Source organism: Brevundimonas albigilva (assembly GCF_023503965.1).
GTDB classification, from domain to species: domain Bacteria; phylum Pseudomonadota; class Alphaproteobacteria; order Caulobacterales; family Caulobacteraceae; genus Brevundimonas; species Brevundimonas albigilva.
The window spans coordinates 2,247,332-2,261,017 of sequence record NZ_CP097298.1 but is presented as its reverse complement, the minus strand read 5'-3'; the positions used below and the strand labels follow the sequence as shown (position 1 = coordinate 2,261,017).

6 protein-coding genes and 3 pseudogenes are annotated in these 13,686 nt (G+C 65.9%); 6 read left to right on the top strand and 3 right to left on the bottom strand.

Annotation, left to right across the window (positions count from 1 at the left end; all coding sequences use genetic code 11):
- Nucleotides 1-239: 239 nt before the first annotated feature.
- A complete protein-coding gene (uvrB, locus tag MU852_RS12020; RefSeq protein ID WP_249751950.1) occupies nucleotides 240-2,465 on the top strand; it encodes an excinuclease ABC subunit UvrB in 2,226 nt (741 codons plus the stop codon).
- Nucleotides 2,466-2,495: 30 nt separating this feature from the next.
- Here uvrB and MU852_RS12015 read toward each other — a convergent pair whose 3' ends face one another.
- Both MU852_RS12015 and MU852_RS12010 read right to left on the bottom strand, forming a co-directional pair.
- Nucleotides 2,496-2,828, bottom strand: a complete 333-nt coding sequence (locus MU852_RS12015) for a hypothetical protein (RefSeq protein ID WP_249749764.1) — start codon at nucleotides 2,826-2,828, stop codon at nucleotides 2,496-2,498.
- A gap of 92 nt (nucleotides 2,829-2,920) precedes the next feature.
- Nucleotides 2,921-4,324 carry an ATP-binding protein gene (locus MU852_RS12010; RefSeq protein ID WP_249749763.1) on the bottom strand — a complete coding sequence of 468 codons (1,404 nt, stop codon included), beginning with the start codon at nucleotides 4,322-4,324 and terminating at the stop codon, nucleotides 2,921-2,923.
- A 409-nt stretch (nucleotides 4,325-4,733) separates the two neighbouring features.
- On the opposite strand from MU852_RS12010, the gene MU852_RS12005 reads away from it, so the two are divergent.
- From MU852_RS12005 to putP, 3 genes and pseudogenes are all read left to right on the top strand, one after another.
- Entirely contained in the window at nucleotides 4,734-5,411 is a 678-nt protein-coding gene (locus tag MU852_RS12005) for a DpnI domain-containing protein (RefSeq protein WP_283843611.1), read from the top strand.
- A 78-nt stretch (nucleotides 5,412-5,489) separates the two neighbouring features.
- Nucleotides 5,490-5,627, top strand: coding sequence for a hypothetical protein (locus MU852_RS12000; RefSeq protein ID WP_249749761.1), 138 nt, complete (start codon nucleotides 5,490-5,492; stop codon nucleotides 5,625-5,627).
- Nucleotides 5,628-5,794: 167 nt separating this feature from the next.
- Nucleotides 5,795-7,261, top strand: a pseudogene (putP, locus tag MU852_RS11995) (sodium/proline symporter PutP); the annotation flags it as partial.
- A 50-nt stretch (nucleotides 7,262-7,311) separates the two neighbouring features.
- On the opposite strand, the pseudogene lepA reads toward putP, so the two are convergent.
- Nucleotides 7,312-9,121 (bottom strand): annotated as a pseudogene (gene lepA / locus MU852_RS11990) (translation elongation factor 4).
- 125 nt (nucleotides 9,122-9,246) lie between these two features.
- Between lepA and MU852_RS11985 the strand changes: the two are divergent.
- Both MU852_RS11985 and MU852_RS11980 read left to right on the top strand, forming a co-directional pair.
- Entirely contained in the window at nucleotides 9,247-10,470 is a 1,224-nt protein-coding gene (locus MU852_RS11985; RefSeq protein ID WP_249749760.1) for an efflux RND transporter periplasmic adaptor subunit, read from the top strand.
- A gap of 9 nt (nucleotides 10,471-10,479) precedes the next feature.
- A pseudogene (locus tag MU852_RS11980) lies at nucleotides 10,480-13,576 on the top strand (efflux RND transporter permease subunit).
- Nucleotides 13,577-13,686: the final 110 nt, after the last annotated feature.

Below are 13,686 nucleotides of genomic sequence, written 5' to 3'. Positions count from 1 at the left end.
TGCCACACAGTGTATGCGGCATACTGTGCGAGGGAGTCAAGCACGGGCGCCGCGCCGCCTGACGCAACCTCCCTCGGCGCCCGCGCGCTATGGCGAAACCGTCCTTGGCGCACTAGCTTTCGTTCATGAACCGTTCCTCCTCGCCGAAATCGACGCCCACGAAGACGAACAAGCCCGTCCACGTGCCCGATCCCGGCGTGCGCGAGGCCGCCGCCGCCTTCATCCGCGACACGGGCAAGATGCCGATGTTCGCCCCCGTGGCCGGCCCGCGCCTGACGCCGGAGGAGGCGCCCGCCGCCCCCGCCGACTGGACCCCGCACCGCCCCTCGCGCGAGGGCGCCCGAAAAGGCGGCAAATTCCGGCTCGAGACCAAGTACACGCCCGCCGGCGACCAGCCCGCCGCCATCGCCGAACTGGTCGCCCAGGCGCAGGCCGGCGACCGCGATCAGGTGCTGCTGGGCGTCACCGGCTCGGGCAAGACCTTCACCATGGCCAAGGTCATAGAACAGACCCAGCGCCCGGCCCTGATCCTGGCCCCCAATAAGACCCTGGCCGCCCAACTGTATTCGGAATTCAAGTCGTTCTTTCCGGACAACGCCGTCGAATACTTCGTATCGTATTACGACTATTATCAACCGGAAGCCTATGTTCCGCGCACCGACACCTATATCGAGAAAGACTCAAGCATAAACGAGCAGATCGACCGGATGCGCCACTCGGCGACGCGGGCGATCCTGGAGCGGGACGACGTGATCGTGGTGGCGTCGGTCAGCTGCATCTACGGCATCGGCTCGGTGGAGACCTATACGGCGATGACGTTCGACCTGAAGGTCGGGGCGACGATCGACGAGGCGAAGCTGCGGGCCGACCTGATCGCGCTGCAGTACAAGAGGAACGACGCGACCTTCGAGCGGGGGATGTTCAGGAAGCGCGGCGATACCATCGAAATCTTCCCCGTCCACCTGGAGGACCGGGCCTGGCGCGTCAGCCTGTTCGGCGACGAGATCGAGGCGATCGAGGAGTTCGATCCCCTGACCGGCAAGAAGACCGCCGCCCTGGACGAGGTCACGGTCTACGCCGCCAGCCACTACGTCACCCCGCGCCCGACGCTGAACCAGGCCACCCTGGGCATCAAGGCGGAGCTGAAGGAGACGCTGGACTGGATGGTCGAGAACGGCAAGCTGCTGGAGGCCCAGCGGCTGGAGCAACGCACCCGCTTCGATCTGGAGATGATGGAGGCCACCGGCAGCTGCGCCGGCATCGAAAACTATTCCCGCTGGCTGACCGGCCGCGCGCCGGGCGAGCCGCCGCCGACCTTCTTCGAGTACATCCCCGACAACGCCCTGCTGTTCGTGGACGAAAGCCACGTCACCATCGGCCAGATCAACGGCATGTTCCGCGGCGACTACCGCCGCAAGTCGACCCTGGCCGAATACGGCTTCCGCCTGCCGTCCTGCATCGACAACCGCCCGCTGAAGTTCGAGGAATGGGACGCCATGCGGCCCCAGACGGTGCACGTCAGCGCCACCCCCGGCCCGTGGGAGATGGAGCGGTCCGGCGGCGTCTTCGTCGAACAGGTCATCCGCCCCACCGGCCTGATCGACCCGCCGGTCGAGATCCGCCCCGTCTCGGGGACCACCCGCAACCAGGTCGACGACGTCATCGACGAGGTCAAGGCGACCACCGCCCGCGGCTACCGCAGCCTGGTCACCACACTGACCAAGAAGATGGCCGAGGACCTGACCGAATACATGCACGAACAGGGAGTGCGCGTCCGCTACATGCACTCCGACGTCGACACGCTGGAGCGGATCGAGATCCTGCGCGACCTGCGGCTGGGGACGTTCGACTGCCTGATCGGCATCAACCTGCTGCGCGAGGGGCTGGACATCCCCGAATGCGGCCTGGTCGCCATCCTGGACGCGGACAAGGAGGGCTTCCTGCGCTCCGAGACCTCGCTGATCCAGACCATCGGCCGCGCCGCCCGCAACGTGGACGGCCGGGTGATCCTGTACGCCGACCGCATGACCGGCAGCATGGAACGCGCCATCTCCGAGACCGACCGCCGCCGCGAGAAGCAGCAGGCCTACAACGCCGAACACGGCATCACGCCCGAAAGCGTCAAGCGCGACATAAAGGAGATCCTGGAAAGCCCCTATGAGTCCCGCGACATCGACCGCCTGACCCGCCCCGGCGTCGCCGAACAGGCCAAGCCCTTCGTCGGCTCCAACTTCCAGGCGGCGCTGAAGGACCTGGAAGGCCGCATGCGCGAGGCCGCCTCCAACCTGGAGTTCGAGGAAGCCGCCCGCCTGCGCGACGAGATCAAGCGCATGAAGCTGATGGACCTGGAGTTCGCCAACGAGGCCCTGACCGCCGCCGGCGAAGAGGTCGACAAGTCCGCCCCGAAGAAGTGGCGCGCCCAGGCGGCGGCGGAGAAGGCGGAGGCGTTCAGGAAGGGACGGTAACCCTCCAAGGCAAGAAGCGCCCCTCGCCTACTAAACTGCTTCCTGAAGCTCCTCGCTCTGAGCACTGACCCTACGCACCCGCAGGGTCTGCCCTATTGCCCGACGAGCATCTTGAAGGCTGTCCTCAAAGTTATCAGCGGCAATGCTCAAGCTTTCGGGCTCCAGAGCCTTATTCATGGATTCCTCGTCCCATTCCTTGGAAAGCCGCTTAGCCAAAGCAAAAACTACACCGCGCCCGACGCGACGCACCATCGAATCTTCCGATTGAGATCGGACCAAATCTTGCATGATGTGAGCATCCGGGGCATGAGCGTATTCTTTTCGCAGCTGATCGACCATCGCTTCGACAGCTGGATACAGCATGTTGATGTACAGCTCTCCCGTTCCCGGGCAATAGCGACCAGCCCGCCCCACGATCTTCTTATCAGCAATCTCCTGCTCGTCGTGGAGCCGGATCAGGCTCTCGGTGCACGCTGCATGTTCTGCGCCATTCGAGCCATTTGGGCGCCTGATTGCACAACGCTAAGATCTGTACTTTTCCGCCGAGAGTCATCGGTCTTCGTGCCGCCACCACCGCCATTTTGGCGCGGTGCCGTAGCACTGCCGCCTCCCGTGCCGGGATCAACATCGACAGGCCCCACGGCACTGACAGCCGGGGAAGGCATTTTTATGCGATACCTATTCAGCAGCTCTTGCAGACTATTTCTTATTTCTTCGTCAGAGTTTCCGGTATTTGGAGCTAGAGAGCGGATGAGTGCAACCAGCCAATCAGGTCGATTTTCTAGAACAAGAACCGCGAAATCAGACGCATTGACTTGCGACTGATCGCCATCCAAATGATTAATGTATTGACGGTAGGCTTCAGGCCGAACCTTAAAATCGTCAGGCAACTCTATGTGAACAGATATATGTTTTGCGCCGAAAGAAATACCAAAAGATGGAGCCTGGATAGTCCAATCCCTACCCATTGCAACAGAGTACATTTCACCCTTATACACCACCGCACACGTACTGACAGCGCTAGCAATCGCCCCGCTTATCGATTTGTTATGGCTAGTTTCGTTAAACGGACCGTCGTATATGTAGTGAATATTTACACCGCTTGGCAGCGATACCATCTCAAACTGAGAGAACGCACCCTTAGAAATTCGAGCTGGAATAGTCTCAAACGTACGGCGGCCATCGCGAGCCTGCGTTCCTTCATCTAAAATCACCTTCACTTCAGGAAGCCTGTAGAAGCGGTGATAAAGCGCATTTGCCAGCCAGAATTTTTTGACCGCTGGGTCGCCATCATAGGGATCGACGGCGGTATTTTGCTTGTCACGATTGCCTAGGAGAGTGACCTCCGTCCAATCCTCGCTGATGTCTCTAATGCAAGCCTGATCGATCTGCTCTGTCACGTCGATGACGTCCCCCAGGTCGGTTCCGTCCGATCCTTGACGGCGCAGCCTGCCGAAGGCCCCATCGCGTTCACAAAGTATGGTCTCGTGAACTCGACCATTCTTGCATGACCGATACACCAGACCCTGCCGGTTTGACGGCAGGGACGCGACTTTCGCGCCCATCCCGAAGTTAGCGTCCAACCCCTTTACCTTACGGATCGAGGCAGCAAGGTTTGTCATCTGACGCAGCTCGGACTCGTCCATTCCCGGTCCATTGTTCCAGATGGTCAGTTTCGGGGTTTCAAAAAATTCTTCTGTGACACCGAATTCCACGCGCCCTTCGCCGCCGAGCTGCTCAGCAGCTTCCACCGCATTCTTGAATAGCTCGCGGATCATCATCTTCTTTGGGCAACGCTCGATCAGGCTGGTAACCAAAAAGTCCTGATCGTCGACGCGTATCGCACTAATCTCGCTCATATCGCCCTCCTCACAACGTAAACCGTTCGCGCCGCCGACGGCCCGGACTCTCGAATCGGGCCTCCACTCGGGAAACCTCATCGCGAAGCGCTTTGATGATTTTCTTGACCTCAGCTTGGTCCCATTCGTACAGCTGAACGTTTGAAAGATTTCCTATTCTTTCAATAGCTTCCAGGGCCTTATCGGCTCGGCTTGAAGCGAGTTCCCGAAATTTTTCGCGCTTACTCGAGCTACTACCAGCCAACCTAGCCTCCATATTTCTTACAATATGCATCGCATCGATGCAGAACCGAGTCAAATTCGTTCGCGCGATATTACACGCATACTGCGCCATTTTATGTGCGTCCAGCGATGCTTCTGGAGGGGCCTGGGTTGAGCATTTGGCTCAATATCGGCTTTCTGCACTCTTATGCAGCCGCTGAGGCGCTGCGGCCCTTCCCCAATAATTTGCCCGTCGCGGACTTCGCTGCCCGACCTACGCCGAGGGCCCGACCTACGCCGAGGGTATGAGCTGAAGGCCAAGCGCGGACGCCTGGGACCGAAGGTCGTGAACGGCGCCTATCGCGCGATGACCGCGCGCCTGGAGGCGCGCAACAATCCCAGCCTGCTGGTCATGGCCTATGACAGGGGCCGCACCCGTGTCACCGACCTGATCGTCGTGCCGCGCCACTTTTTCACCAACGCGATCATCGAGCCGCGCAAGCCGCTGGGACCGAACGCCCGCCGCGCGGGCTGGCAGGGCTGCAACATCCTGATCGGCCAGGTTCCGGCGGCGGGGCGGATTCCGCTGATCCGGAATGGGCTGCATGTGCCCAAGGCGGCGGTGCTGGACCAGTGGCGCAGCACCCTGTTTCTGCGGGACGCCGGACTGAACGCGCGCGGCTGGCTGCTGGAGGTGATGCGGTGCGTGGAGGCCATCGGGCGGGCGGAGTTCACCCTGGCTGACGTCTATGTCTTCGAGCCGCGCCTCTCGGCCCTCTATCCCGGCAACAGCCATGTGCGGCCCAAGATCAGGCAGCAGTTGCAGGTGCTGCGGGATCAGGGCTGGCTGGCCTTCAGCGGGCGCGGAACCTGTCGGCGGATGTGAGGGGACGCCCCCTCACCGCTCGTCGTCCAGCGACCGCTCCCAGTCCTCCGTCGAGACGACCTTGCCCAAGGGGCTGATATGCATGTCCTGACCCAGGCGGATGCGGCGGTTTCGGTCGTCTTCCTCTACGGGCGTCAGGCCGGCGGCGGTCAGTTGGGCGTCCAGTTCGGCGATGCGGCGGTCGCCAGGCCTTCTGGCGGGCGGACGGTTCGCTGAGGCCGCTGGAGGTGCTGGACCAGGCGATGGCGCGGCTGCATCCGCGCGAACTGCGCGAGGACCTGGGCCTGCCCGAGGGGGCGGCGGCGGCCTGAGGCCGGGGCCGCCCTGCCCCGATTTGGCCGCAAAGGGTTGTCGGCGGGGGATTTCGCTTGCTACCCCAGGGCATGGAAATCGGAACCTACATCACCCTCGGACTGTATTTTGCGCTGATGCTGGGCATCGGCGTCTATTCGTTTCGGACCAGCACCGACGACGTGTCCGGCTATGTCCTGGGCGGGCGCAGGCTGGGGCCGACGGTGTCGGCGCTGTCGGCCGGCGCCTCGGACATGAGCGGCTGGATGCTGATGGGCCTGCCCGGCGCCATGTATGTGTCGGGCCTGTCGTCGGCGTGGATCGCCATCGGCCTGTTCGTCGGCGCCCTGGCCAACTATCTGATCGTGGCGCCGCGGCTGCGGGTCTATACCGAGGCGGCGCAGGACGCCCTGACCATTCCCGACTATTTCGGCAAGCGGTTCAACGACCGGTCGCGCCTGCTGCGGATCGTGTCGGCGGTGGTGATCGTGGTCTTCTTCACCCTGTACACCTCGTCGGGCATGGTGGCGGGGGGCAAGCTGTTCCAGAGCGCCTTCGGCCTGGACTACGGCTGGGGACTGTGGCTGACCGCCGGGGTGGTGCTGGCCTATACGATGATCGGCGGCTTCATGGCCGTCAGCCTGACCGACTTCGTCCAGGGCTGCATCATGTTCGTGGCCCTGGTTCTGGTGCCGATCGTGGCGCTGGGCCAGATCGGCGGCGTGGGCGGCATGACCGAGACGGTGCGCGGGATCGATCCCGGCCTGCTGGACCTTTTTCAGGGCGTCACCGTGATCGGCGCGATCTCGGCCCTGGCGTGGGGGCTGGGCTATTTCGGACAGCCGCACATCATCGTGCGCTTCATGGCCGTGCGCTCGGTGCGCGACGTGCCGACGATGCGCAACATCGGCATGGGCTGGATGGCGGTGACGGTGATCGGCGCCCTGGGCACCGGCCTGGCGGGTCTGGCCTACGCCACCCGCACGGGGCTTCAGATCGCGGACCCGGAGACCATCTTCATCGTGCTGAGCGACATCCTGTTCCACCCGCTGATCACCGGCTTCCTGCTGGCGGCCATCCTGGCGGCGATCATGAGCACCATCTCGTCGCAGCTCCTGGTGTCGTCCAGTTCGCTGGTCGAGGATTTCTACGCCGTCTTCCTGCGCCGGAACGCGCCGCAGAAGGAGCTGGTGATGGTCGGGCGGCTGGCGGTGCTGGCCGTCGCCCTGGCGGCGATCGGCCTGGCCTACAATCCCAACAGCAACGTGCTGAGCCTGGTGTCCCAGGCCTGGGCCGGGTTCGGGGCCGCCTTCGGGCCGCTGGTGATCCTGTCGCTGACGTGGAAGCGGATGACCCGCAACGGCGCCCTGGCGGGGATGATCGTCGGCGCGGCCACCGTGCTGTTCTGGATCTACGCCCCCGTGCTGCCGAACGGCGCGGCGCTGAGCAGCGTGCTGTACGAAATGGTCCCCGGCTTCCTGCTGAGCCTGCTGGCCATCGTGGTCGTCAGCAAGCTGGACACGGCGCCGCCCCAGGACGTGGTCGAAACCTTCGAGCACGTGGAGCAGCTGCTGGCCGACGCGCGCAGGCGCGGGACTGAGGCGGGGCCTCAGTCCTCGTCCATCTTCAGGGCGGCGATGAAGGCTTCCTGCGGGATCTCGACCTTGCCGAACTGGCGCATCCGCTTCTTGCCGGCCTTCTGCTTCTCCAGCAGCTTCTTCTTGCGGGTGGCGTCGCCGCCGTAGCATTTGGACGTCACGTCCTTGCGCAGCGCGCGCACCGTCTCGCGGGCGATGATCTTGCCGCCGATGGCCGCCTGGATCGGGATCTGGAACAGGTGCGGCGGGATCAGCTCCTTCATCTTCTCGACCATGCCGCGGCCGCGCGTCTCGGCCCGGGCGCGGTGGACCAGCATCGACAGGGCGTCCACCGGCTCGGCGTTGACCAGGATCGACATCTTGACCAGGTCGCCCTCGCGATAGTCGGTCAGTTCGTAGTCGAACGAGGCGTAGCCCTTGGAGATCGATTTCAGCCGGTCGTAGAAGTCGAACACCACCTCGTTCAGCGGCAGCTCATAGACCACCATCGCCCGGCTGCCGACGTAGGACAGTTCGGACTGGATGCCGCGCCGGTCCTGGCACAGCTTGATGACCCCGCCCAGATATTCGTCCGGCGTCAGGATGGTCGCCTTGATCCACGGTTCGGCGATCGACTCGATCTGCATCACGTCGGGCAGGTCGGCCGGGTTGTGCAGGTCGATCTCGGTCCCGTCGCGCTGCTTGATCTTGTAGACGACGCTGGGGGCCGTCGCGATCAGGTCCAGGTTGAACTCGCGGCTCAGCCGCTCCTGGATGATCTCCAGGTGCAACAGGCCCAGGAAGCCGCAGCGGAAGCCGAAGCCCAGGGCGGCGCTGGATTCCATCTCATAGGTGAAGGACGCATCGTTCAGGCGCAGCTTGCCGATGGCGGCGCGCAGGTCCTCGAAGTCGGCGGCGTCCACCGGGAACAGGCCGCAGAAGACCACCGACTGGACTTCCTTGAAGCCCTTCAGCGGCTCGGCGGTCGGCTTCTTCTCGTCGGTGATGGTGTCGCCGACGGCGGCGTGGGCCACCTCCTTGATCTGGGCGGTGATGAAGCCGACCTCGCCGGGGCCGAGCTGATCGACCGGCGTGTTCTTGGGCAGGAAGACGCCGACGCGGTCGATCAGGTGGGTCGAGCCGTTGCGCATCATCTTGACCCGCATCCCGGTCTTCAGCACGCCGTCGAACACGCGCACCAGCACGACGACGCCCAGGTAGGGGTCGTACCAGGCGTCGACCAGCATGGCCTTCAGGGGGGCGTTGGCGTCGCCCTTGGGCGCCGGCAGGCGGGCCACCACGGCCTCCAGCACGTCCTCGATGCCCAAGCCCGACTTGGCGCTGGCCAGGACGGCGTCGGAGGCGTCGATGCCGATGACGTCCTCTATCTGGGCCTTGACCCGGTCCGGCTCGGCGGCGGGCAGGTCGATCTTGTTCAAGACCGGCACGATCTCGTGATTGTTGTCGATGGCCTGATAGACGTTGGCCAGCGTCTGGGCCTCGACCCCCTGGGAGGCGTCCACCACCAGGATCGAGCCCTCGCAGGCGGCCAGCGAGCGGCTGACCTCATAGGCGAAGTCGACGTGGCCCGGCGTGTCCATCAGGTTCAGGACATAGTCCAGCCCGTCGCGGGCCGTGTAGTTCCAGGCGCACGGTCTGCGCCTTGATGGTGATCCCGCGCTCCTGCTCGATCTCCATGTTGTCCAGCACCTGCTCGGACATCTCGCGCTGGGACAGGCCGCCGGTCGCCTGGATCAGGCGGTCGGACAGGGTGGATTTCCCATGGTCGATATGGGCGACGATGGAAAAGTTCCGGATGCGGTCGATGGGCGGCGTGGTCATGCGCGCGCCCCTATCACGCGCGCGGGCCGGGACCAAGCGGCGGGGGCCGCGACGACCTTCACCGCGCCACATTAAGCCTTTGCAATGAAAGCTGTGGGCGTTTGAGCGGACTTCCCGGACGCGGTATGGGACGAAACCGCACAGTCGCCTTCCCGCCCGGTCTCAGGGACCACAGACGCAAGGACCGTTTCCGTGTTCACCCTCTCTCGTTCGACCCTCGGCCGTTCGACCTTGGCCGCGACCGCGGCCCTTGGCGTGATGCTTCTCGCGGCCTGCGGCGGCCACGGCGACGAAAAGGCCTCGAAAAGGCCGGCGCGTCGCGCCAGACCGTCACCGTCGCCACGGTCAGCCAGACCGACCTGGACCGCAAGGTCAGCGCCTCGGGCACCGTCTCGGCCTGGGAAGAGGTGCCCGTCGCCGCCGAGACCGGCGGACTGACGGCGACCGCCCTCTATGTCGACGAGGGCTCCTATGTCCGCCAGGGCCAGCCCCTGGTGCAGATGAACGACGTCCTGCTGCGCGCCCAGCAGCAGCAGCAGCAGGCCCAGGTCCAGCTGGCCGAGGCGAACGTGGCCCGCGACGACGCCGCCCTGGCCCGCGCCCAGGAGCTGAAGGCGCGCGGCTTCCTGTCGCAGGCGTCGCTGGACACGGCCCTGGCCAACCAGCGGTCCTCGGCCGCCAACCTGGCCGCCGCCCGCGCCACCCTGTCCCAGACCCGCACCCAGCTGAGCCAGGCCACCATCCGCGCGCCCGTCAGCGGCCAGATCATCAGCCGCAGCGTCACCAAGGGCCAGATCATCCAGGCCGGGACCGAACTGTTCCGCATGGTGCGCGACGGCCGGCTGGAGCTGGACGCCCAGGTGCCCGAGACCGAACTGCCGCTGATCCGCGCCGGCCAGTCGGCCGCGATCACCTCCAGCGAGGCGGGATCAACCACCGGCACGGTGCGCATCGTGACGCCCGAGGTGAACCCGGAGACGCGCCTGGGCGTGGCCCGCATCTCCCTGGCGCCCGGCAGCCAGCTGAAGCCGGGGATGTTCGCCCGCGCCAGCATCGCCGTGGGCGACCAGCCGGCGACGACGGTGCCGACCGCCTCGGTGCTCTATCGCAACAACCGCGCGGGCGTCTTCGTGCTGAGCGCGGACGGGGCGACCGTCCGCTTCCAGCCAATCGAGGTGCTGTCGCGCACCGACGCGCAGACCGCCGTCAGCGGCGTCCAGACCGGCGCCCGGGTGGTGGTGCAGGGCGCGGGCTTCCTGAACGACGGCGACCGCGTCGCCGTGGCCACGACCGGCGCCGGCCGTCCCGCCGCGCCCGCCCAGGCTCCCGCCCAGCCGGCCGCGAAGTAGGGCCCGGCCATGAACCAGATCTCGTCCTGGGCGATCAAGAACCCCATCCCGATCATCCTGCTGTTCATCCTGCTGACGCTGGCGGGGATCACCGGCTTCGCGGGGATGCGGATCAACAACAACCCCGACATCGACTTCCCCATCGTGGCCGTCACCGCCGCCCGCCCGGGCGCGGCCCCGGCCGAGATGGAGGTCCAGGTCACGCGCCTGATCGAGGACTCGATCGCCGGCCTGTCGGGCGTGCGCCACATCTATTCCAACGTCTCGGACGGCGTGTCCTCCACGACCATCGAGTTCGAGCTGGGCACCGACACCGAGCGCGCCACCAACGACGTGCGCAACGCCATGAGCGGCGTGCGCGCCAGCCTGCCCCAGGACATGCAGGAGCCGACGGTCCAGCGCATCGACATCACCGGCGACGCCCTGATCACCTATGTCGTGCGCTCCGCGACCATGTCGCCGGAACAGATCAGCTGGTTCATCGACAACGAGGTCAGTCGCTCGCTGCTAGCGCTGGGCGGGGTCGGAGAGGTCAACCGCTCCGGCGGGGTCGATCGCGAGATGCGGGTCGAGCTGGATCCCCAGCGTCTGGCCGCCTATGGCGTGACCGCCGCCCAGGTCAGCCAGGCCCTGGTCAACGTCAACAACAACCTGCCGGGCGGCCGCGTCACCGTGGCCGGGTCCGAGCGGGCCGTGCGGACGGTCGGCGCCGCGACCTCGCTGGAGCAGTTGCGCCAGACCCTGGTGCCGCTGGGCGACGGGCGCACCGTGCGCCTGGACGACCTGGGCAAGGTCGAGGACAAGTGGGGCGAGCCGCGCCGCATCGCCCGCTACGACGGTCAGGAGGCGGTGACCTTCAACTTCCTGCGCTCGCGCACCGCCAGCGAGGTCGACCTGGCCAAGCGCGTCCGCGCCGAGGTCGCCCGCCTGGACGACGCCAATCCCAACCTGAACCATCCAGCAGGTGACGTCCAGCGTCCAGTATATCGAGGAAAGCTATCTGGCCTCGCTGGAGGCCCTGATCCTGGGCGCGGTCCTGGCCGTGATCGTGGTGTGGATCTTCCTGCGCGACTGGCGCGCGACCCTGATCGCCGCCACCGCCATGCCGATGTCGCTGATCCCGACCTTCGCCATCCTGGCGCCGATGGACCAGTCGCTGAACGTGGTGACGCTGCTGGCGCTGTCCTTGACCATCGGCATCCTGGTCGACGACGCCATCGTCGAGATCGAGAACATCGTGCGCCACATGCGCGACGGCAAGCCGCCCTATGACGCCGCCGTCGAGGCCGCCGACGAGATCGGCCTGGCGGTCGTGGCCACCACCGGCACCATCATCGCCGTCTTCGCGCCGGTCGGCTTCATGCCCGGCATCATCGGCCAGTTCTTCAAGGCCTTCGCCCTGGCGGCCTGCATCAGCGTGTTCTTCTCGCTGGTCGTGGCGCGCACGCTGACGCCGCTGATGGCGGCCTATATGCTGAAGCACACCAAGCACGAGGATCGCGACCCGTTCTGGATGAGCGGCTATCTGAAGGCGCTGCGCTGGTCGCTGGGCAATCGCTGGAAGGTGTTCATCCTGGGGGCGCTGTTCCTGATCGGCTCCATCGGCCTGTCGATCGCGGCCAGGATGTCGTTCGAGTTCATGTCGCCGGCCGACGAGGGCCGCGCGGCCTTCCAGATCGAGACGCCGCCGGGCACCACCCTGCGCGAGACCGACGCCATCGTGCAGCGGGTCACGGACCTGCTGGACGCCCGGCCCGAGGTCACCTCGGTCTATGCGGCCATCGGCGGCCAGGACGTGAACCAGGCCAACGTCTATGCCGACATGGTGCCCAAGGGCGACCGCGACCTGAGCCAGCAGGCCTTCGCCCGCGTCATGGTCGACCAGATGAAGCAGATCCCCGGCGCCCGCATCCGCGCCGGCATCGCCCAGCAGGGCGGCGGGCCCGGCGACGGCACCAGCTACACCTTCTCCATCCTGGGCGACGATCCCGACACCCTGGAAGCCGCCGCCCGCGCGGTCGAGGAACAGATGCGCGGCGTCCCCGGCCTGGCCAATGTGGTCAACACCGCCGCCATCGCCCGCCCCGAGATCGTGGTGACCCCGCGACCGGACGAGGCCGCCCTGGCCGGCGTCTCGGCGGGGACCATCTCCCAGGCGGTGCGGGTCGCCACCATCGGCGACGTCGACCAGAACCTGCCCAAGTACAATCTGGGCGACCGCCAGATCCCGATCCGCCTGCAGCTGACCGAAGAGGCGCGCGAGGACCTGAACGTGCTGGAGAACCTGCGCGTGCCGACGGCGTCGGGAACCTCGGTGCCGCTCAGCGCCGTGGCCGACATCGCCTTCGGCGCCGGCCCCGCGACCGTCAGCCGCCAGGACCGCTCGCGCATCGCCTCGATCACGGCCGAGCTGGACGGCATCACCACCGGCGCGGCCGGCCAGGCGGTGCAGCGCCTGCCCGCCGTGCAGAACCTGCCCGCCGGCGTGCGCCAGGTGCCGGCCGGGGACGCCGAGTTCATCCAGGAGATGATCACCGGCTTCGCCATCGCCTTCGTCTCGGGCATCCTGCTGATGTATGCGGTGCTGACGCTGCTGTTCAAAAGCTTCGCCTATCCGATCACCATCATGGCCGCCCTGCCCCTGGCCATCGGCGGGGCCTTCATCGCCCTGGTGCTGGCCGACCGCAGCTTCTCCATGTCGGCCCTGATCGGAGTGCTGATGCTGATGGGGATCGCGGCCAAGAACTCCATCCTGCTGGTCGACTACGTCATCATCGCCGAGCAGGAGGGCATGAAGCGGTTCGACGCCATCATGGACGCCGCCCACAAGCGGGCGCGGCCGATCCTGATGACCACCTTCGCCATGGGCGCGGGCATGGTGCCCATCGCCATCGGCTGGGGCGCCGACGTGGAGTTCCGCTCGCCCATGGCCATCGCCGTGCTGGGCGGGCTGATCTCCTCGACCTTCCTGTCGCTGCTCTACATCCCCGCGATCTTCACCATCGTCGACGACGTGGCCCAGTTCGCGCGCCGCCGCCTGCGCGGCCTGACCGCCGGCCAACGGCGGATGGACGGCGAGCGGGAGCAGCCGAAGCTGGCGGAATGAGGCCGACGCCCATCGCGGATCTTCGGAAGGTCCGCGATGGGTGGAAAGCGGACCTTGGCAGTGCAACGGTGTCGCTTGAATGGAGGCGGCACTATGGCGACAGAAGTTCT

Bases quoted from the DNA above. Each gene is read 5' to 3' on its own strand.
- uvrB (WP_249751950.1), top strand. From the start codon at position 240: ATGCCGATGTTCGCCCCCGTGGCCGGCCCGCGCCTGACGCCGGAGGAG.
- MU852_RS12015 (WP_249749764.1), bottom strand. From the start codon at position 2,828: ATGCTGTATCCAGCTGTCGAAGCGATGGTCGATCAGCTGCGAAAAGAA.
- MU852_RS12010 (WP_249749763.1), bottom strand. From the start codon at position 4,324: ATGAGCGAGATTAGTGCGATACGCGTCGACGATCAGGACTTTTTGGTT.
- MU852_RS12005 (WP_283843611.1), top strand. From the start codon at position 4,734: ATGCAGCCGCTGAGGCGCTGCGGCCCTTCCCCAATAATTTGCCCGTCG.
- MU852_RS12000 (WP_249749761.1), top strand. From the start codon at position 5,490: ATGCATGTCCTGACCCAGGCGGATGCGGCGGTTTCGGTCGTCTTCCTC.
- MU852_RS11985 (WP_249749760.1), top strand. From the start codon at position 9,247: ATGGGACGAAACCGCACAGTCGCCTTCCCGCCCGGTCTCAGGGACCAC.